The sequence below is a fragment of the Chryseobacterium sp. CS2K3 genome (genome assembly GCF_059515185.1).
Map to the genome: position 1 here is coordinate 407,751 of NZ_JCAKRW010000003.1, position 19,978 is coordinate 427,728.

General features: G+C 35.6%; 18 protein-coding genes. 3 read left to right on the forward strand and 15 right to left on the reverse strand.

What is annotated here, in order from left to right:
• Positions 1-91: 91 nt before the first annotated feature.
• The 7 genes from AC5YGG_RS07180 to AC5YGG_RS07210 form a co-directional block, all read right to left on the reverse strand.
• Positions 92-586, reverse strand: a complete 495-nt coding sequence (locus AC5YGG_RS07180) for a hypothetical protein (protein ID WP_496143828.1) — start codon at positions 584-586, stop codon at positions 92-94.
• A gap of 112 nt (positions 587-698) precedes the next feature.
• Positions 699-1,535: a hypothetical protein gene (locus AC5YGG_RS07185; protein ID WP_496143830.1), complete on the reverse strand. Its 837-nt coding sequence runs from the start codon at positions 1,533-1,535 to the stop codon at positions 699-701.
• Positions 1,536-1,622: 87 nt separating this feature from the next.
• The gene (locus AC5YGG_RS07190; protein ID WP_496143831.1) at positions 1,623-2,066 is read right to left on the reverse strand and encodes a hypothetical protein; all 444 of its coding nucleotides are present in this window, start codon (positions 2,064-2,066) and stop codon (positions 1,623-1,625) included.
• Between the two features lie 117 nt (positions 2,067-2,183).
• A complete protein-coding gene (gene carB / locus AC5YGG_RS07195; protein WP_496143832.1) occupies positions 2,184-5,366 on the reverse strand; it encodes a carbamoyl-phosphate synthase large subunit in 3,183 nt (1,060 codons plus the stop codon).
• A gap of 54 nt (positions 5,367-5,420) precedes the next feature.
• Positions 5,421-5,771, reverse strand: coding sequence for a four helix bundle protein (locus AC5YGG_RS07200; RefSeq protein WP_496143833.1), 351 nt, complete (start codon positions 5,769-5,771; stop codon positions 5,421-5,423).
• Positions 5,772-5,825: 54 nt separating this feature from the next.
• Positions 5,826-6,899 (reverse strand): carbamoyl phosphate synthase small subunit, encoded by a 1,074-nt coding sequence (locus tag AC5YGG_RS07205; RefSeq protein WP_496143834.1) that lies wholly within the window; start codon positions 6,897-6,899, stop codon positions 5,826-5,828.
• Positions 6,900-7,088: 189 nt separating this feature from the next.
• Complete coding sequence (locus AC5YGG_RS07210) at positions 7,089-7,979, reverse strand: aspartate carbamoyltransferase catalytic subunit (protein WP_496143835.1); 891 nt, start codon at positions 7,977-7,979, stop codon at positions 7,089-7,091.
• A 239-nt stretch (positions 7,980-8,218) separates the two neighbouring features.
• Here AC5YGG_RS07210 and AC5YGG_RS07215 point away from each other — a divergent pair, with 239 nt between their 5' ends.
• Positions 8,219-8,680 carry an Lrp/AsnC family transcriptional regulator gene (locus AC5YGG_RS07215; RefSeq protein WP_065393995.1) on the forward strand — a complete coding sequence of 154 codons (462 nt, stop codon included), beginning with the start codon at positions 8,219-8,221 and terminating at the stop codon, positions 8,678-8,680.
• A gap of 299 nt (positions 8,681-8,979) precedes the next feature.
• Here AC5YGG_RS07215 and argH read toward each other — a convergent pair whose 3' ends face one another.
• The 8 genes from argH to AC5YGG_RS07255 all read right to left on the reverse strand — a co-directional run bounded on the left by argH (position 8,980) and on the right by AC5YGG_RS07255 (position 17,808).
• Positions 8,980-10,284, reverse strand: a complete 1,305-nt coding sequence (gene argH / locus AC5YGG_RS07220; RefSeq protein WP_496143836.1) for an argininosuccinate lyase — start codon at positions 10,282-10,284, stop codon at positions 8,980-8,982.
• A gap of 320 nt (positions 10,285-10,604) precedes the next feature.
• Complete coding sequence (locus AC5YGG_RS07225) at positions 10,605-11,687, reverse strand: M20 family metallo-hydrolase (RefSeq protein WP_496143838.1); 1,083 nt, start codon at positions 11,685-11,687, stop codon at positions 10,605-10,607.
• A complete protein-coding gene (argB, locus tag AC5YGG_RS07230) occupies positions 11,662-12,456 on the reverse strand; it encodes an acetylglutamate kinase (RefSeq protein ID WP_496143839.1) in 795 nt (264 codons plus the stop codon). The genes AC5YGG_RS07225 and argB overlap by 26 nt, the downstream gene beginning before the upstream one ends.
• A gap of 119 nt (positions 12,457-12,575) precedes the next feature.
• Positions 12,576-13,535, reverse strand: a complete 960-nt coding sequence (locus AC5YGG_RS07235; RefSeq protein WP_496143840.1) for an N-acetylornithine carbamoyltransferase — start codon at positions 13,533-13,535, stop codon at positions 12,576-12,578.
• A gap of 263 nt (positions 13,536-13,798) precedes the next feature.
• Entirely contained in the window at positions 13,799-14,938 is a 1,140-nt protein-coding gene (locus AC5YGG_RS07240; protein ID WP_496143842.1) for an aspartate aminotransferase family protein, read from the reverse strand.
• An 84-nt stretch (positions 14,939-15,022) separates the two neighbouring features.
• Positions 15,023-15,988: an N-acetyl-gamma-glutamyl-phosphate reductase gene (gene argC, locus AC5YGG_RS07245; RefSeq protein ID WP_496143844.1), complete on the reverse strand. Its 966-nt coding sequence runs from the start codon at positions 15,986-15,988 to the stop codon at positions 15,023-15,025.
• 55 nt (positions 15,989-16,043) lie between these two features.
• Positions 16,044-17,240 (reverse strand): argininosuccinate synthase, encoded by a 1,197-nt coding sequence (locus AC5YGG_RS07250; protein ID WP_496143846.1) that lies wholly within the window; start codon positions 17,238-17,240, stop codon positions 16,044-16,046.
• Positions 17,212-17,808 carry a GNAT family N-acetyltransferase gene (locus AC5YGG_RS07255; RefSeq protein ID WP_496143848.1) on the reverse strand — a complete coding sequence of 199 codons (597 nt, stop codon included), beginning with the start codon at positions 17,806-17,808 and terminating at the stop codon, positions 17,212-17,214. The genes AC5YGG_RS07250 and AC5YGG_RS07255 overlap by 29 nt, the downstream gene beginning before the upstream one ends.
• 160 nt (positions 17,809-17,968) lie before the next feature.
• Between AC5YGG_RS07255 and AC5YGG_RS07260 the strand changes: the two genes are divergently transcribed.
• Together AC5YGG_RS07260 and AC5YGG_RS07265 are read left to right on the forward strand one after the other, a co-directional pair.
• The gene (locus tag AC5YGG_RS07260; RefSeq protein ID WP_496143850.1) at positions 17,969-18,385 is read left to right on the forward strand and encodes an IS1/IS1595 family N-terminal zinc-binding domain-containing protein; all 417 of its coding nucleotides are present in this window, start codon (positions 17,969-17,971) and stop codon (positions 18,383-18,385) included.
• 171 nt (positions 18,386-18,556) lie between these two features.
• On the forward strand, positions 18,557-19,936 hold the full coding sequence (locus AC5YGG_RS07265) for a porin (protein WP_496143851.1): 1,380 nt from the start codon (positions 18,557-18,559) through the stop codon (positions 19,934-19,936).
• Positions 19,937-19,978: the final 42 nt, after the last annotated feature.

Below are 19,978 nucleotides of genomic sequence, written 5' to 3' on the forward strand. Positions count from 1 at the left end.
TCACAAACCCTTTATTTCAATACTGTATGATATTATAGCATGTTATTTTTGATCTACACTTTATATTTTTGATAAAATTTAGCACTATTTCCTATACAACTACCATTGTAGACATATAATAATTGGCACAGTGTAATGAGGTGAGTAAAAGTATTTCTTTATGAGTATAATTTTCAAAACTTTCGGAGGTTGATATCTGGTATTCATAGTTCATTGAGTTCCATTTAAAATGGGGCTTCATCACTAAAAGTTCAGTTCCTATTTTATCTGTGAGTACAAATGAATCTTTAAAAATACCTCTGTGCTTGAATACAAAACTGTCTTTTATTCCCTCAAAATAGGTTTGTACTACTATTTCACCATTCCAATTCATTCTGAATTTCAAAAGAACTCTGTTTCCGTCTTTTAATTCAATGGTTGTTCCCCAAAATCCCTTTGGCTCTATCTGATAGTTTTTATGATCTGCCATTTCAATCACAGCATTGAACTTAAACCAGCTGCTATAGATAATTTTTCCTGTTAGCTGATCTTCTTTTGTTATTTCAAATGATAAAGAATTGCTGGATTTTGCTTGATATTCTGCCATGGTTATTTTGAATTTGGTGGGATTTAATTAGTTTTTTAGAGTATTTGGTTATTTATATTATGACCCTCTAATTTACAACCTCTTAGATAAATCAACAAGAAAAATAAACGCATTATTTTCTTCCAAACCAATATTCCCATTTTTCATGATCAATTCCGAATTTTCCTTGCCACCATCGTGCAGGATAGCCTACATCATCATTTCTTACAGGTCTGTGTTCTCTCTCGGGATAAGTAACGAATTGTTTGTCATACCCAAAGTGTATGTCATCATGTAAAATGCCAATTACTCCTAAAATTTCCAGGACTCCTAATCGTTCTTCATCATTAGATTTGAATGTTTTAGAAATTTTCTTCTTAAGCTGAGAAATTCTATCGTTGGGTTCAGATGCTTCAATTATTTTTTTCAAATCCGCTAGTATTTCATAGTCATTCTCAACAGGTTTTACAACAGGGAGTTTCGGGAATTGTTCCAGATCAAATAGGACCTGAATTAAGTTATCAAAGCAAGCTCCATCTTTATATTTGAAATAATTGATGGTGTTAAACTCAATAGGATCTTCAAATTCATAAGTATGAAGTTCACAAATGGTACAAATACCTTCATTAGGCTCCGGACTTGGTATAAAACTATGTTCTACCAATGATTTGCCAATGCAGTAACTTGATAAAAACGAACGATACTCCAACTGTCTTGTACTTAAGCTGTAAAGAAAGGCGTCTACAACTTCTTCTTTTTTAATTTTGGCAACTGCTGTTTTTATTCTTCTTCCAATTTCATCATGGCTTATATCTTCCTGATCGTACATTACAGAATTCTTCTTGGCATATTCAAAATCCTCTTTTGTAATATACTTCATATAAGAATCCCAATAAAACCAATCTCCTAAGCTTTCATCCTGAGAGGTTTTTATAGTTTTGAGTAAAATTTGTATTGCTTTTTTGTCCATTTAGGTTGACTGTTTTTGATAATAATTTGATGCTAAAATTCCAAACCTCGTAGGTTTTAAAAACCTATGAGGTTTAATATATCTGTATTATTCAATTTTATAAACATAATCATTACTAATAAATTTAGTTTTCTTCTGCAATTCTGTAAGACTAAAAACCATTCTGTCAACCTCAATACTTTTTATCATATACCTCCATCTTCCGTTATGGCTTTTATCAATTCTTATTGTTGAATTTGGCGGAATTTCCAGAACAATAGCAGAATCTTTCACTTCTATTTTTTCAAGCGACTTCAGATTCTTGACTTTTCGAAAAGCTCGTGGAGATAATATTCCTATTTCATAATTAAATCTAAAGTTATCAGGATCTTTATTAATTGATTTTGAGATTGAATAATTATAATTGATCTTTATTATTTTTTTGCTTCCGGTTCGGTTTTGAATATAAAATTCAGTTAAATAAGAACACCCTGAAAGGACCGTTACAAGAATAAAACTTAAGAATATTATCGTAATTGACTTTATACTCATTCTACTGAAATTTAGATGGTTTTTGTAAAAATAAACAGATTACTTTAATTGATGAATTTTTCCCAATAAAAAATCCCGTAAGAAAACTTACGGGATTAAAATATTTATGTTTCGAAATTACATCGTCTCCATTTTGAAACTCATGCTTTCGATTACTTTTAGAATCGCTTCTACAGTATCCATTGAAGTTAAACAAGGAACTCCGTTTTCCACACTCATTCTTCTGATCTGGAATCCGTCTCTTTCTGCTTGTTTCCCTTTTGTAGTAGTGTTTACCACATACTGAACTTTTCCTTTCTGGATCAGGTCGATAAGGTTTACGTTTTCTTCTCCGATTTTGTATCCTATTTTGCAAGGAATTCCTTTTTGTTCGAAGAATTTCGCTGTACCTTCTGTAGCCCAGATTCTGAAACCTACTTCATGGAATCTTGCAGCCAGATCAGCAGCTTCTTCTTTATGCTTATCTGCTACTGTGAATAAGATGGAGCCATGCATCGGAACTTTTCTTCCTGCTGCTACCAATCCTTTGTAAAGAGCTTTTTCAAGAGTGGTATCTTTCCCCATTACTTCTCCTGTAGACTTCATTTCAGGTCCTAGAGAGATATCAACTTTTGTCAGTTTAGAGAAAGAGAATACAGGTACTTTTACAAATACACCTTCTTTGTTTGGAACTAATCCGTTTTCATATCCAAGATCTTTCAGTTTTTGTCCTAAAATTGCTTTTGTAGCAAGGTTAGCCATTGGAACTTCAGTGATTTTAGATAAGAAAGGAACTGTTCTTGAAGAACGTGGGTTTACTTCGATTACATATACATTTCCTTCAAAAAGAACGTACTGGATATTCATTAATCCGATAACATTCAATCCTTTTGCCAATCTCTTGGTGTAGTCTACTAAAGTATCGATTTCACTTTGAGAGATATTTTGTGGTGGATATACCGCGATAGAGTCTCCGGAGTGAACTCCTGCTCTTTCGATGTGCTCCATAATCCCTGGAATCACTACTGTTTCACCGTCACAGATGGCATCTACTTCGATTTCTTTTCCAACCATGTATTTGTCAACCAAAACTGGGTGTTCAGGGCTAGCATCTACCGCATGCTCCATATAGTGAGCTAATTCAGCTTCTGCATATACAATTTCCATTGCTCTACCTCCTAAAACGTAGCTTGGACGAACCAATACCGGGTACCCGATTTCGTTAGCAATTTTGATGGCTTCTTCTTTTGAAGTGGAAGTTCTTCCTTTTGGCTGAGGAATTCCCATTTCCTGTAAAGCTTTCTCGAATTTATCTCTGTTTTCAGCTCTGTCAAGATCTTCCAGTGAAGTTCCTAAAATCTGTACTCCGTGAGAAGCTAATTTATCTGCAAGGTTGATTGCTGTTTGTCCTCCGAACTGTACTACTACTCCTTTAGGTTTTTCAAGCTCGATAATGTTCATTACATCTTCTTCCGTTAGCGGCTCGAAGTATAATTTATCAGAGATTGAGAAGTCTGTAGAAACTGTTTCAGGGTTGTTGTTGATGATGATTGCTTCGTAACCCATCTCTTTGATTGCCCAAACAGAGTGAACGGTTGCGTAATCAAACTCAACACCTTGTCCGATTCTGATAGGTCCTGAACCTAAAACAATGATCTTTTCTTTATCAGAAACTACACTTTCGTTTTCTTCTTCGTAAGTTCCGTAGAAGTATGGCGTTTCACTTTCGAACTCAGCGGCGCAAGTGTCTACCATCTTGTATACCGGCATTATTCCGTTTTCTTTTCTGAAATTGAAAACTTCACGCTCTTTTACATCCCAAAGAACTGCGATATTGATATCTGCAAAGCCTAATCTTTTAGCTTCGATTAATGTTTCTTTGTCAAATTTGTTAGCCGCGATTACTTTTTCGAAGTCAACTAATTTTTTAAGTTTCCAGATGAAGAATTTATCAATTTTGCTCCATTCTACGATTTGCTCCCAATCGTATCCTCTTCTTAAAGCATCTCCGATGATGAATAATCTTTCGTCATCACACACTCTGATTCTTCTTTCGATTTCCTCAGCCGTAAGTGCCTGCGCTTGTTTTGTTTTTAATCCTAAGTGCTTGATTCCTGTTTCTAATGAACGGATCGCTTTCTGTAGAGATTCTTCAAGGTTTCTTCCGATTGCCATTACTTCACCAGTTGCTTTCATTTGAGTTGAAAGTCTTCTGTCCGCAGTTTCGAATTTATCGAATGGGAATCTTGGGAATTTAGTCACCACATAATCCAAAGCAGGTTCGAAACATGCGTATGTTTTTCCTGTTACCGGGTTCATGATTTCATCCAGTGTTAATCCTACTGCAATTTTTGCAGCGATCTTTGCAATCGGATATCCTGTTGCCTTACTTGCTAACGCTGATGAACGGGATACTCTAGGGTTTACTTCAATGATATAATAATCGAATGAATGCGGGTCTAATGCTAACTGTACGTTACATCCACCTTCAATTCCTAAGGCTCTGATGATTTTTAAAGAAGCGTTTCTCAGCAACTGATACTCTCTGTCTGAAAGGGTCTGAGAAGGCGCTACTACGATAGAGTCTCCTGTGTGAACTCCTACCGGGTCAATATTTTCCATGTTACAAACCACAATCGCGTTGTCGTTTGCATCACGCATTACTTCGTACTCAATTTCTTTGAAACCTGCGATTGATTTCTCGATAAGGCACTGTGTAACCGGGCTGTGTTTTAGTCCTAATTCAGCAATCTCTTTTAATTCTGCTTCAGTGGCTGCGATACCTCCACCTGTTCCTCCCATCGTAAAGGCAGGACGAACAATTACAGGGTAACCAATTGCATCTGCAAAAGCTAATGCACCTTCTACTGTATTTACAATGTCAGATTCCGGAACCGGCTCGTTCAATTCTCTCATCAATTCACGGAAAAGGTCTCTGTCTTCTGCTCTGTTGATCGCAGAAAGCTTAGTTCCCAATACTTCCACTTTGCATTCTTCAAGAATTCCGGATTTTTCCAATTCAACAGCCATATTAAGACCAGTCTGCCCTCCAAGAGTTGGCAGCAATGCATCCGGGCGCTCTTTTCTGATGATGTGACTTACAAACTGTAATGAAATCGGCTCGATATATACTTTATCAGCGATTTCCACATCTGTCATAATTGTTGCAGGGTTTGAATTAATCAAAATTACCTTGTAGCCTTCTTCTTTTAAAGACAGACAAGCCTGCGTTCCTGCGTAATCAAATTCAGCTGCCTGACCAATGATGATAGGTCCTGATCCGATTACTAAAATTGTTTTTATATCTGTACGTTTTGCCATTTTTCTTTTTATTAGAGTCAAGAATCTAGAACCAAGAGCCAAGATTACCGGACTTTATTTTAAATTATTTTTAAATGAGTAAATCATTTTTTGAATTTCGGAAACTTCCTTTAATAAGATGTTTACTTTTTCTTCTGTTAAAAGATTTAACTCTTTAACCAAAATTAATTGAGTTTGTAATTCAAATGCAGAGCCTAAAGCAATAGCAAGAAAATGATTAAATTCTTTATTACTATTTCTTCCAGAACCTTCAGCAATATTAGACGGGATAGAGATAGTGCATCTTTTAATCTGTGAAATTAAACCATACTTTTCATCACTATTGATTTCCTGACAAATAATGTATATATTTTTTGCCAACGCAATAGATTTTTGCCAGAAAAGTAAGTTTTCAAAGTTGTGCATATATTTTCTATCTTAAATCTTGGTTCCTGCCTCTTGGTTCTTGGCTCTTAGATCTTACTTCTTAAAGTCTTCCATCATTTGAATGAACTCATCAAACAGGTAGTTTGCATCTTCCGGACCAGGGCTTGCTTCAGGGTGATACTGAACGGAGAAACAAGGGTGGATTTTGTGTTTTAATCCTTCGTTGGTTCTGTCGTTTAGTGCAATGTGCGTTTCGATAAGGTCTGTTCCTTTTAAACTTTCCTGATCTACTGCATATCCATGATTCTGAGAAGTAATTGCTACCGTGTTTTTCGCTAAATCCAATACCGGGTGGTTACCTCCTCTGTGTCCGAATTTTAATTTAAATGTTTTTGCTCCACAAGCAAGTCCAATTAATTGGTGTCCTAAACAGATTCCGAAGATTGGAACTTTTCCGAGTAATCCGCGGATCATATCTAAAGCGTGTGGTACATCTTCCGGGTCACCAGGACCGTTGGAAAGCATGATTCCGTCCGGATTCATCAATAAGATTTCTTCAGCAGTGGTATCCTGAGAAACTACGATGATGTCACAGTTTCTTTGAGATAATTCTCTGATGATTCCTAATTTTGCACCGAAGTCTACCAATACTACTTTGAAACCTCTGTTAGGGTTTGCGTAAGGCGTTTTTGTAGAAACCTCTTCCACCTGATTAGTTGGGAAGTTAGTTTCTTTCAATTCTGTTGCAACTGCTGCTTCATTAGCATCAGCATTCACGATTTTTCCTTTCACTACACCGGAATTACGAAGAATTCTTGTCAGTCTTCTTGTGTCAATTCCTGAAATTCCTGAAAGGTTTTTCTTCTTAAATAATTCATCTAAAGTAATCTGAGTACGGAAGTTGGAAGGAAGATCGCAAAGTTCTTTTACGATAAGTCCTTTAATTGCCGGCTCAATACTTTCATAATCATCACGGTTAATACCATAATTCCCGATAAGCGGATAGGTCATACAAACTATCTGACCGCAATATGATGGGTCAGAGATCAATTCCTGATACCCTGTCATTCCGGTATTGAAAACTACTTCACCTGCAGTTTCCAATTCTGCTCCGAAACCTTCTCCATGAAACACTTCACCGGACTCCAGTATTAATTTTTTCTTCATTTTTTCTATTTAGATTTTCTATTTTTTTACCTTTTTTATATCCCAAGGGTTGCACCCTTGGTTATTAATAGGTCGCCCTTACAGGGCTCACAATTGTTATGTTCTTTATTTTCCATGGGTTTCATCCATGGCTATTATCAGGTCGCTCCTACGGAGCCCTCGATACTTTTTACTTTTACCTTGGCTCTTTTATTTAAAGGTAAACCCTTTTTCTTCTAATGCTTCTTTTAGGATTGCCATTCTTGCGAAGACACCATTCTGCATTTGTTTAAAGACTCTTGAGCGTTCACATTCTACAAGGTCTGAATCTATCTCTACTCCTCTGTTAATTGGTGCAGGATGCATGATGATTGCTTGTTTTTTCATTGCTTGTTCTCTTTCTTTGGTCAAACCATATCTTTTATGATATTCCGAAGCAGAGAAACTCATAGCTGCGTCGTGTCTTTCGTGTTGTATTCTTAATAACATCAGCACATCTACTTCAGCGATCAGCTCATCTACTGAAAGATAGGTTCCATTGATTAATGCTCCTTCATCAAACCATTGCTCTGGTCCTGAGAAGTATACCTTAGCTCCTAATCTTCTTAAAGCTTCGGCATTTGAATTTGCCACACGACTGTGTTTTACATCTCCTACAATTCCTACTTTTAACCCTTCAAATTTCCCAAACTCCTGATAGATTGTTAATAGGTCCAGCATACATTGTGACGGGTGGTTTCCTGTTCCGTCTCCCCCATTGATCACAGGGATTTTAATATTTTTTAATTCCTCAAAATATCGGTCTTTCTTGTCACGGATCACAACTAAATTTACTCCCAGACTTTCAATGGTCTTTACCGTGTCATAAAGACTCTCTCCTTTATTGACTGAGCTGTGTGAAGCATCAAAAGGAACAACCTGAAGTCCTAATTTTCTTTCTGCAATATCAAAACTTGTTTTTGTTCTTGTACTATCTTCGAAGAAAAGGTTTGAGCAAAAAACTTCTCCTTCAATTTTGGCAGTTTTACCATTTGCAAAAGCCATTGCTTCTGTCAGTATACTGTTGATTCTCTCGGTACTTAGTTCTGTAATCGTAAACATAATTCTTATTTTTGGGCATAAAAAAAGCGAAGACAACAATCTTCGCTAATAACAATAAATATCGTAAAGGGCGCTTTCGCCCGGTAAATCTAATGATATAAATGCTTTTTTATTCATTAGGTGCAAAGATACAACAATTTTATGAACCCACAAAAATAAAGTTTAAAATAAATTAAAAACTTACGAATTCCTTATTCTCATTTAAAATTAATATTTTTGTTAAAACTCAAATTTAGTTTATGGATTTAAAAGACAAAATGATTCTCAGCATAATACAGGAAGACTCCACCTTATCTGTTAAAGAAATTTCGGAAAAGATAGGTCTTACCTTTACTCCAACGTACGAAAGAATCAAACAATTGGAGAAACAGGGGATCATTGAAAAGTATGTAGGTCTCTTAAACCGTGAAAAATTGGGTTTAAATATCGTCGTTTACTGTAATGTTCGTCTTAAGGAGCAATCCAAGAAAGTATTGGAAACCTTTGAGAAGAACATCATAAAATATGACGAGGTACAGGAGATCATCAGTCTTTCCGGAGAATATGATTATATGTTGAAAATTATCGCAAAAGATATTAATTCTTATAATGACTTTGCGGTAAGCGTTATTTCAAACCTTCCCAATATTGGGCAATACCACAGCTCCATCGTTCTCCATGAGGTAAAAAAATCTACCAAGTTTAAAATTGATCTGGAATAGGTCTTTTTTATTTTAAACTTGCTGAAAATAATATATATCATTATCATTTTGCGCCTTTGCGTTTTCAAATAGCTTGTTTTGTTATAAAGGCGCAAAGATTTTATCTTCGATAAATTTACAACTGAGTAGTTTTCAAAAAATCAATCATCAAATTCAAAGAACGAAGTAAAATCCAACCATTAAGACCACTTAAGCAAATAAGATTTAAGGATTTACAAACGATAAAACATAAGGCGTATTCTAAAAGTAATTTTAGATTTTTATGTCAGCTTAAGTTTTATGATCTTAATGGTTCAGATTTAACCCAATAATTTATTCTTCAGTTTATTGAACTGGTATTCTATTTTATCAAGACAAAGATTGCCAATACTTCCCTGATGGGTATGATCCAAATCTCCGATTTCAAAATCAAATTCATTATTTTCAATCTCCTGCCCCACTTTTACATAGGCATCTCGGAAAGAGCCGCCACTTTTTACTTCTTCATTAATCTTTTCTACACTGAAAAGATATTTATATTTTTCATCTTCCAAAATCCCATCTTTAACCTGAATATTCGGTAAAGTATAGCTTAAGATCTCCAGACATTCTTTCAAGGAATCAATTGCAGGGAAAAGAATTTCCTTTGTTAGCTGTACATCTCGATGATATCCGGATGGAAGATTATTAGTCAACAGAATCAGTTCATTAGGTAATGATTGAATTCTGTTACATCGTGCACGAACCAGCTCAAAGATATCCGGGTTCTTTTTATGAGGCATAATGCTGCTGCCTGTCGTAAATTCTTTAGGAAAGCTGATAAAATCAAAGTTCTGATTTAAATAGAGACAAACATCATACGCAAACTTCCCAAGGGTTCCTGCTAAAGTAGCCATTGACATTGCCAATAATTTTTCCGACTTTCCACGAGTCATCTGAGCATATACAGAGTTATAATTCATTGATTGAAATCCTAAATTATAAGTTGTACTCTCACGATTAATCGGGAATGAAGAACCATAACCAGCTGCTGAACCTAATGGGTTTTTATTAATGATATTTTTTACTGAAAACAACATCTCAACATCATCCAAAAGTGCTTCTGCATACGCACCAAACCATAGTCCGAATGATGAGGGCATTGCTATCTGTAAATGGGTATACCCCGGAAGCAGAATATTTTTATGCTGATCTGCCAGCTGAATTAAAATCTGGAAAAAATCATCAGTAAGTGCCGTAATCTCACGAATTTCGTCCAATAAATACAGTTTAATATCCAGTAAAACCTGATCATTTCTTGATCGTGCCGTATGGATTTTCTTTCCTGTATCGCCTAATTCTGCAATCAGGATCGCTTCTACCTGAGAATGGATATCCTCAGCATCTTTATCAATTTCAAAACTTCCATCTTCTATTTTATTTAAAATATCGTTCAATACGGAAAGCATCTGTACTGATTCTTCGTTGGAAATAATTCCTGTTTCTGCAAGCATCTTACAGTGTGCCATAGAACCTTTAACATCATATTTCGCTAAACGTTCATCAAAGTCAAGGTCTTTTCCTACGGTAAAATTATTGACTAATATATTGGTGGCGAGGTCGTCCTTTTGCCATATCTTTTTCATAATGAGTATTGGTTTTCTACGATCATATATTATCGTGACCCGATTCTAAAATGATCTGATTTAAAATATTTGATTGATTTTGACAAGCCCAGCAAGACTTTCCTTAAATTACTATTAACTATAAAAAAACATTTCCTTATTATATAAAGCCACTATTTTTAATCGTATTGTTTGCATAAATCCTTATTAAAAACGTAAACTTTAAATGCCTGCTGAGCGTTAGTCAAAATATATTGTAAGCTGGAAGCATGAAACTAAAGGCTGGAAGTTAATTGTAAACAATAATAACTTCCTTTCATCCATCCTTCTCCCATCCCTTCTTATAACACTTTTTCCAAAACCTGGATGTAAATATCAATTCCTTCTTCAATTTCACTGATATAGATAAATTCATCCGCTGTGTGTGAGCGCCTACTGTCACCAGGTCCCATTTTCACAGAAGTGCATGGAATAATTGCCTGATCTGATGAGGTGGGTGATCCATAGGTTGTCCTTCCTATTTCTATCCCTGCTTTTACGAACGGATGATCCATTTCAATTTTTGAAGAATTCAATCTGAATGATCTTGCCGTAAGTGTTGATTTCATCTGTGACTGGATGATTTCGAAGGCTTCTTTATTGGAATATTCATCTGTAACCCTTACATCCAGTGTGAAATTACAGGACTCTGGTACTACATTATGCTGTACTCCGGCATGGATTCCCGACAGGGTTACCTTAACCTCTCCCAGATAATCTGATACTTTGGGAAATTTAAAGTTTAAAATTCCCTGCAGATCCTGCATACATTTCACAATCGAGTTATCATCATTGGGATGAGCAGCATGAGAAGGAGTTCCTTTCATCTCTCCGTCAATTACCAACAGTCCTTTTTCGGCAATTGCCAGGTTCATCTGCGTGGGCTCTCCTACAATGGCAAATTCGATATTGGGTAACTGTGGAAACAGAGCCTCGACTCCGTCAAAACCTGAAATCTCCTCCTCCGCTGTCAATGCAATCACTAAATTATATTTTAAATCTTCTTTTTCATAAAAATGCAAAAAAACCTGTGCCATGGAAACCAGAGACGCTCCGGCATCATTGCTTCCCAATCCGAAAAGCTTTCCATCTTTTTCAATGGGTACAAACGGATCAAGCGTATAAGCTTTATTGGGTTTTACAGTATCATGATGGGTATTCAGCAATACAGATGGTTTGAATACATCAAAATGCTTATTCACCGCCCAGATATTGTTCTTAAAACGTTTTGTAGGAATCTGATGTTTCTTGAAAAAGTTTTCAATCTCTACCGACGTATTGAATTCATCTTTACTGAATGAAGGAATTTCAATCAAATTCTTAAGCAATCCGACTGCGTTATTCAACAATTCTTCTTTATTATAAACAGATTTCAGTTCCTGCATGATGATTCTCTATATGATTTTTTAATTCGGTTTCTTTAATCAGAAATACCTTATTTACATTATTTTTTATTGCTCCGAGAGCGTTTTCTAGTTTGGGCAAAATCCCTTTATGAAGCTTTCCTTCTTCTTTCAATGTTGTAAAATCTTCTTCAGAAATGCTTTTGATAAGAGAATCCGGATCATCTACATTTTCCAACACTCCCTGTTTATCAAAACAATACAGTAATTCCACTTCATATTTTTCAGACAAAGCCTGAGCAATCACAGAAGCAATCGTATCTGCATTGGTATTGAAAAGATTTCCTTTTCTATCGTGAGTGATTGCAGAAAACACAGGAATAAGATCTAGCTTTATCAATTTTGAAACCAGCTTTTTATTCACACTTTTCTTAGTGATATCCCCCACAAATCCAAAGTCGATTTCAGGATGTTCTCTTTTCTTAGCTTTAATCAGATTTCCGTCAGCTCCGGAAAATCCAATAGCATTACATTTTTTCTGCTGTAATTTCTCAACGATATTTTTATTGATTCCCCCCGCATATACCATCGTTACAATATCCAATGTTTCTTTATCTGTAATCCGCCTTCCATTGACCATCTTCTGCTCTATGCCGAGTTTATCTGCGAGCGTATTTGCTAACTTACCTCCGCCATGCACAAGGATCTTTTTTTCTTTAATATCGGAAAACTGATCTAAAAACTGATCCAGCAATCGTTCATCATCAATGAGCGCACCGCCTATTTTTATGATGTATATTTTCTGTTTCATTTTTTTCATTTAATTGTTAGGAATGAATTCCTATCTTAGGTTAAATCGTCCCTTTAGGACTCATTGGATTTATTTTATCTGGTTGGGTTTTCTATCCCTGTCAAATGGTTCAGGAACAGCTAGTCAGCATTTAATTCATTTAAAATCTCACTGAATACTGCTTGTGCTGAGAAAATACGATTCTTTGCCTGCTGATAAATGATAGAGTTTTCTCCGTCCATTACTTCATCACTCAATTCAACATTACGACGAACAGGAAGACAATGCATTACTTTAGCATTATTAGTATTTGCCAGCTTTTCGTTTGTAAGCATCCAATCTTCTTTTACTTCTGGCATTGCTGCATAATCATCAAACGAAGACCAGTTTTTCACATAGATAAAATCAGCATCCTTCAATGCTTCCTCCTGATCATGAATAACTGTTGTATTTTTTGTGAAAGCAGGATCTAAATCATATCCTTCCGGATTAGTGATTACCAGCTCTACATCCATTTCCTGCATCCATTCTGCAAAAGAATTTCCTACAGCATGAGCAATCGGTTTGATGTGCGGCGCCCAGGTTAATACAACTTTTGGCTTATGATCTTTTTTCCAGTTTTCTGTAATCGTAATACAGTCTGCCAGACTTTGTAATGGGTGACGGGTAGCCGATTCCAATGAAACAACAGGAACTTTTGCATGCTGCTCAAATTGACTCAGTATACTTTCATTCACGTCGTCTTCCTTACTTTTCATTCCTGCAAAACAACGCACAGCAATGATATCGCAATATTGGTTTAACACTTCAATAGCATCCTTGATGTGCTCTACGGTGTCTCCGTTCATCACTGCTCCATCGGAAAATTCTAGATTCCATGCTTCCTGTGCTGCATTTAGTGTTAAAACGTTCAAACCAAGGTTCTGTGCTGCAATCTGGCTGCTTAAACGGGTTCTTAAGCTTGAATTTAAAAAGACAAGACCAATTGTTTTTCCTTTTCCCTTTTCTGTTTCAGAAAGTGGTTCTGCTTTTATTTCTAAAGCCTTTTTTATGATTTCCTGTAAGTTTTCTACATCACTTACAGCTGTGAATTTTTTCATTTTGTATTGATTTTAAAGATTTCCTTTACCTATTAATTGTTAATTCAACCACAAAGGGAAAAAGTTTTTATTTAAACACTTTAGAACACTTAAGCTAGTTTAAAATGAAACAGCATATCAAAGTTCACATAAGAAGAAAATCAAATATTTTCGAAAACTTAAGTGTACTTCTTAAACGTTTAGTAGTCTCTTACAATCACTTAAGTGTTTAAAATCTTTTGTGACTTTTGTGGTTTAAAAATTTTGAAGGTCAACTACTTTATTTAGATACCTTCTAATACCTCTTTCAAGGCATTGATAAAAAGATCCGTTTCCTCTTTTTTGATATTGAGTGCCGGAAGAATCCTTAAAACACTTTTATCATTAGAGTTTCCGGTGAAGATGTGATGATCAAAAAGTAAGCTTTTCCTTACTTCTGAACAGTCTCTGTCGAATTCTATTCCGATCATCAATCCTTTCCTTCGGATTGCTTTAATATGTGGTAAATCTTTAATTTCATTTTCAATATACTCGCCCATTTGCTGAGTATTTTCGATAAGATTTTCATCTTTCATTACATCCAGAACGGCAATTGAAGCGACACAAGCTAAGTGATTTCCCCCAAATGTTGTTCCCAGCAATCCATTACTCGCCTGAAACTTAGGACTGATTAAGACTCCGCCAACCGGAAATCCATTTCCCATTCCTTTCGCTGTAGTAATAATATCTGCTTGAATTCCAAATTCCTGATGCGCAAAGAAGTATCCGCTTCTTCCATATCCTGATTGTACTTCATCCAGAATTAAAACAGCATCATATTTCTCACACAGTTCTTTAATTTTAGATAAAAATTCTGCTGTTGGAATCATAATCCCTCCTACTCCTTGGATTCCTTCAATAATTACGGAAGAAATTTCATTTCCGTGTACCGCAAAAGTTTCCTCAAGCTGCTGGATATTATTCCATTCCGATTTAATGAATCGCTCTGAAAAGTTTACCGGAGCAACAATTTTAGGGTTATCCGTTACAGAAACCGCTGCAGAAGTTCTTCCGTGAAATGATCCTGAAAAATAAAGCACTTTGCTTTTTCCATTGTGAAAAGAAGCCAGTTTTAATGCGTTCTCATTCGCTTCTGCTCCTGAATTACATAAGAAAAGATTGTAATCTTCATATCCTGAAAGTTTTCCCAGTTTATCAGCCAGCTCCACCTGCAATTCATTCTGAACAGAGTTTGAATAGAAAGAAATTTTTTCTAATTGCTCTTTTAATTTGCTCTGATAATGCGGATGATTGTGACCAATAGAAATTACTGCATGCCCTCCGTAGAAGTCAAGATATTTTTCGCCTTTATCATCCCAAAGAAAAGATCCCTGAGCTTTAACCGGGTTTATATTAAATAATGGATATACGTTGAATAAATTCATGTCTTTTTATAAATGATAATTGATTAATGATACGGGATTCGAGTTTCGAGTTTTCCCCGTAATATCAGTTGGTACATTACTGTATTAAAATGCTATTGGCTTTAAATTCAAACCTATATTTTCTTCCCAGCCCATCGCAATATTCATATTTTGCACCGCCTGTCCTGAAGCTCCTTTTAACAAATTGTCAATCGCTGAATGAATAACGGCAACAGTCCCATTCTTCTCAATCTGAATCACACAGCGATTGGTATTGACAACCTGCTTTAAATCAATCGCCCTTTCACTTACTGTAACAAAAGGCTCCTCTGCATAAAAATCCTGATATAATTGCTCTATCTCTTTCAATTCCAAATCAGTTTTCACGGTAGAACTTGTAAAAATCCCTCTCGCGAAATCTCCTCTCCATGGAACAAAATTCAGGTTTACTTCTTTATTATTAAATGAAATCAACTGTTGTAAAATCTCATCTACATGCTGATGCGTCAAAGTTTTATAGGCTGATACATTATCATTTCTCCATGTAAAATGAGTTGTTGCCTGCAAAGATTGTCCGGCTCCCGTGGAACCTGTAATTCCTGTGGTAAAAACATCGCTCAACAATCCTTTTTCTGATAATGGTAATAATGCCAATTGAATCGCAGTGGCAAAACATCCCGGATTGGCAATACTTTTTGAACCCGAAAGTTGTTTTTTATTGATTTCCGGTAAGCCGTAGATAAAATTTCTGTTTCCAAAATTTCCATCCAGACGGAAATCATTTCCCAAATCAATTACCAGCGTTTCTTCATGTACCGAATTTTGAGTTAACCAATTCTGACTTTCTTTATGAGGAAGACATAGAAAAATAATATCTACTTCTTCTGTCTGGTTGGTCAGAACCATTTCACAAACCGTCGTTAAATCCGGGTACAGATCCGAAATTTTTGTCCCCGAATTCGAACGACTATATAAAAAACTCAATGTCACATGGGGATGAAAAGCCAGTAAGCGTATTAACTCACTTCCTGTATAACCGTTGGCACCAACTATTCCTACTGTTTTTTTCATATTTAAACTAATAGGACTGCGTCCTATCTTGGTATTAAATCGTTCCTTCGGAACTTTAGTTGATATTTTTATTGATCTGGTGATAAATGTTTAGGGAATTGCTCACAATTTTTGTGTATCCTTTTACATCATCTCCCGTCCAGGCTCTGTTTGCTTCTCCATAGCTTCCGAATTTATCAGACATTAAATCATGATCGGATTCAATTCCGTTTAAAACAAATCTGTAAGGATGAAGGGTTACAAATACTTTTCCACTTACCGTTTTCTGAGAGTCCGTTAAGAAAGATTCAATATTTCTCATCACAGGATCTAAGAAAAGCGCTTCATGCAGCCAGTTTCCATACCAGTCAGACAATTGAGACTTCATCATTTGCTGATATTTTGAAAGCGTATGTTTTTCCAATAAATGGTGCGCTTTAATAATTACTGATGCTGCCGCTGCCTCAAATCCAACTCTTCCTTTAATTCCTACAATTGTGTCTCCCACATGAATATCACGTCCAATTCCGTAAGCAGAAGCCAGTTTTTCTATCTTTTGAATAGCATATACAGAATGTTCAAAGTTTTCTCCATTCACTGCTATTACTTCTCCATTTTTAAATTCGATCTCCAATTCTGAAGGTTGAGTTTCCTGAACTTGGGATGGAAATGCTTCTTCCGGAAGATAATTTCTCGATGTTAAAGTTTCTTTTCCTCCTACAGAGGTTCCCCAAAGTCCTTTATTCACTGAATATTGTGCTTTATGGAATTCCATTTCATAGCCATGTGCTTTTAGAAAATCAATTTCTTCTTCACGAGACAAAGCCATATCGCGGATTGGCGTGATGATCTCAATATTCGGACACATCACCTGGAAAATCAAATCAAAACGAACCTGATCATTCCCTGCTCCCGTACTTCCGTGAGCAATGGCATCTGCTGATACTTCAATTGCATATTTTGCAATTTCCTGTGCCTGAATTGTACGTTCAGCGCTCACAGAAAGAGGATAGGTATTATTTTTCAATACATTCCCGAAAATCAAATACTTCACGCAAGAATTATAATAATCTTCCTGAGCGTCTACGCACCTGTATTCTTTTACCCCAAGATTTAAAGCTTTTCTTTCCAACTCTTTCTCCTCTTCCTTAGAAAAACCTCCGGTATTTACAGTGACTGCATACACATCATACCCCAGTGTTTCACTAAGATATTTAGCACAGTAAGAAGTATCTAAACCTCCACTAAACGCTAAGATGACTTTTTTCTTCATAATATTTATTTTCAGGCTGATTGTTTACAACCTCATTTTTTTTTTCATTTTCAGGAACAAATAACATTGCTGTACAAAGACAGTTTTTGCGTTCCTTTTTCATTAATATATCATAGTTCACACAGTTCTTACAACCGTTCCAGAACTCTTCATCCTGAGTCAGTTCAGAATAGATCACCGGTTTATATCCCAGATCACTGTTTATTTTCATTACCGCAAGACCTGTTGTTAACCCAAATACTTTCGCTTCAGGATATTTTTCTCTAGATAATTGGAAAACTTTATGTTTGATCTGAGTCGCTACTCCACCGTTCCTGAATTTGGGAGATACAATCAATCCCGAATTTGCCACAAATTTCCCATGTGACCAGGTTTCTATATAGCAGAAGCCTACCCACTCACCGTTTTCAGTAGCAACCACAGCATTGCCTTCTGAAATCTTTTTACTCAAATATTCTATGGAACGTTTTGCGATTCCCGTTCCTCTACGCTGTGCAGAATCATACATTTCCTGCTGTATTTCACTCACATACACTAGATGTTCGCATGAGGAAATTTCTATTTCCATTTATTTATCTAAATTTTTTGGCAAATTTAAAATATAATTTCTATAAAAACCAAATTAAAAAGATATTTTTTTTGTTTTAAAAATTTAAACAGGTAAAATTATCTTTATTCGAAAATATATTTTTGCTAATTTATTATATATTTGCTAAAATAATATAGCTATGGAAAATACCTGTCCAAAATGCAAGAGCAATAAGATCGTTAAAAGCGGAATTATCAATGAGAAGCAAAGGTTTCATTGTAAGAATTGCAACTATTATTTTACGGTTAAAAAACTTGGAAAACAGATTGATGATTATTATGTCACTAAAGCTTTACAACTTTATCTGGAAGGCTTAAGCTATCGCGAAATCGAGAGAATTATCGGTGTTTCTCATGTAACCATCAGCGCATGGATCAAAAAATATAATATTACCCGTCCCCCTCATTCAGAATTTCATCCTGTATATAAAATCCTGAAACAAAATGAATTAATAGAATACATTGCAAAGGAAGAGAATATTAAAAATTCGGGTATTATTATCACTCAGTTTGCAGATAAATATATGTTGATTAAGTGGGAAAGGTTTAAGAAATAAGAGATATATAAATAGATAATAGACAGACAGATAATAGACTTTGCAGAGTATTTAATTTTATTTTTCCTTATATAACTATATTATTAGCAGTAATATATATTAAATTTTCGTAAATAAATTATTAATTCCAATTTGGCTTTCACAAAAAACAACGCCAAAAATTAATAATTTATGAAGAAATTACTTACATTCATTGGAATAGCCTTAATCAGCAGTTCTGTATATTCACAAGGCTCTCCTGATTATGGCAGTGGACTCAAAGTAAACCTCAATCCTGAGGGAGACAAATTCATCAGATTTATTTTATGGGATCAGCTTTGGTTGAGAAACAGCCAGATGAATCCAGGAAGTATGGTTGGTGGTGAAGCTACAGACAATACCTGGAACATGGGAAACAGGCGATTACGTGCTTTAACATACGCACAAATCTCTAAAAGATATATGATCCTCTTACATTTCGGGATCAATAACCAAACCTTCATTAATGGCGGCGCTACAGGAACCACAGGTACAGGAGGTTATGGAAACGGAAAGAAAACACAGTTATTTTTTCATGATGCCTGGAATGAGTACGCAGTTATTTTACCTGGAGAAGCAGGAAAATTCAGTTTATCTTTAGGGGCGGGACTTCATTATTACATGGGACTTTCCCGTATGACAATGGCTTCTACTTTGAATTTCCTTACCGTTGACTCACCCGTTTTCTCGTGGCCATTAATTGACAATTCGGATCAGTTTGCAAGACAAATCGGAATGTTTGCCAAAGGAAAATACGGCAAGCTTGAATATCGTTTTAGCTTAAATAAACCTTTTGCAACAGATCTTACTCCGGTAAATACAACAGATCCTTCAAAGGCTGTAGCAGTAGATAACAACGGAAACCCTAATTTTTCAAAGGCTGGTTATGTTGAATATCAATTCCTTGATGAAGAATCCAATACATTACCTTTCAAAGTAGGTTCGTATCTGGGAACGAAGAAAGTTTTCAATGTAGGCGCAGGTTTTTATCACCAGAAAGACGGAACGAGAACTTCTGTTAATTCTAATATTGAAAAGCATGACATCAGCCTTTTTGCCGTAGATGCATTTGCAGATATTCCTTTAGGAGAGGCTAAAAACAAAATGGCAGTTTCAGCGTATGCCGGATATTACAATTATAATTTTGGTCCTAATTATGTAAGAAATCTCGGAACAATGAATATTGCGGCTACAGATCCTAATTTCATAGGTAATAAAGCCATTGCTGGTCCGGGAAATCTACAGCCGACTATCGGAACAGGTAATATTATCTACGCACAAGCTGGTTTACTATTACCAAGTCAGGCAGAAAAGCCCAAAATCAGAATACAGCCTTTCGCGGCTTATACTCACAAAAATTTTGAAGCATTCGAAAAATCTTCATCCCAGTTTGATGTAGGAGCCAATTGGTTTATTGATGGGCATCATGCAAAAATTACCACACAATATTCAACGAGACCTGTTTATACTAATCCTACTGAAAAACCATCTTCTAAAGGAGAATTCATTGTACAGTTCCAAATCTACCTGTAAAATCTGAACCATTAAGAATAATGAAGAATTTTAATTACTTAA

Bases quoted from the DNA above. Each gene is read 5' to 3' on its own strand.
- AC5YGG_RS07260 (WP_496143850.1), top strand. From the start codon at position 17,969: ATGGAAAATACCTGTCCAAAATGCAAGAGCAATAAGATCGTTAAAAGC.
- AC5YGG_RS07205 (WP_496143834.1), bottom strand. From the start codon at position 6,899: ATGAAGAAAAAATTAATACTGGAGTCCGGTGAAGTGTTTCATGGAGAA.
- AC5YGG_RS07185 (WP_496143830.1), bottom strand. From the start codon at position 1,535: ATGGACAAAAAAGCAATACAAATTTTACTCAAAACTATAAAAACCTCT.
- AC5YGG_RS07250 (WP_496143846.1), bottom strand. From the start codon at position 17,240: ATGAAGAAAAAAGTCATCTTAGCGTTTAGTGGAGGTTTAGATACTTCT.
- AC5YGG_RS07265 (WP_496143851.1), top strand. From the start codon at position 18,557: ATGAAGAAATTACTTACATTCATTGGAATAGCCTTAATCAGCAGTTCT.
- AC5YGG_RS07235 (WP_496143840.1), bottom strand. From the start codon at position 13,535: ATGAAAAAATTCACAGCTGTAAGTGATGTAGAAAACTTACAGGAAATC.
- AC5YGG_RS07215 (WP_065393995.1), top strand. From the start codon at position 8,219: ATGGATTTAAAAGACAAAATGATTCTCAGCATAATACAGGAAGACTCC.
- AC5YGG_RS07240 (WP_496143842.1), bottom strand. From the start codon at position 14,938: ATGAATTTATTCAACGTATATCCATTATTTAATATAAACCCGGTTAAA.
- AC5YGG_RS07225 (WP_496143838.1), bottom strand. From the start codon at position 11,687: ATGCAGGAACTGAAATCTGTTTATAATAAAGAAGAATTGTTGAATAAC.
- argH (WP_496143836.1), bottom strand. From the start codon at position 10,284: ATGAAAAAGATATGGCAAAAGGACGACCTCGCCACCAATATATTAGTC.
- argB (WP_496143839.1), bottom strand. From the start codon at position 12,456: ATGAAACAGAAAATATACATCATAAAAATAGGCGGTGCGCTCATTGAT.
- AC5YGG_RS07200 (WP_496143833.1), bottom strand. From the start codon at position 5,771: ATGCACAACTTTGAAAACTTACTTTTCTGGCAAAAATCTATTGCGTTG.
- AC5YGG_RS07255 (WP_496143848.1), bottom strand. From the start codon at position 17,808: ATGGAAATAGAAATTTCCTCATGCGAACATCTAGTGTATGTGAGTGAA.
- AC5YGG_RS07190 (WP_496143831.1), bottom strand. From the start codon at position 2,066: ATGAGTATAAAGTCAATTACGATAATATTCTTAAGTTTTATTCTTGTA.
- carB (WP_496143832.1), bottom strand. From the start codon at position 5,366: ATGGCAAAACGTACAGATATAAAAACAATTTTAGTAATCGGATCAGGA.
- argC (WP_496143844.1), bottom strand. From the start codon at position 15,988: ATGAAAAAAACAGTAGGAATAGTTGGTGCCAACGGTTATACAGGAAGT.
- AC5YGG_RS07180 (WP_496143828.1), bottom strand. From the start codon at position 586: ATGGCAGAATATCAAGCAAAATCCAGCAATTCTTTATCATTTGAAATA.
- AC5YGG_RS07210 (WP_496143835.1), bottom strand. From the start codon at position 7,979: ATGTTTACGATTACAGAACTAAGTACCGAGAGAATCAACAGTATACTG.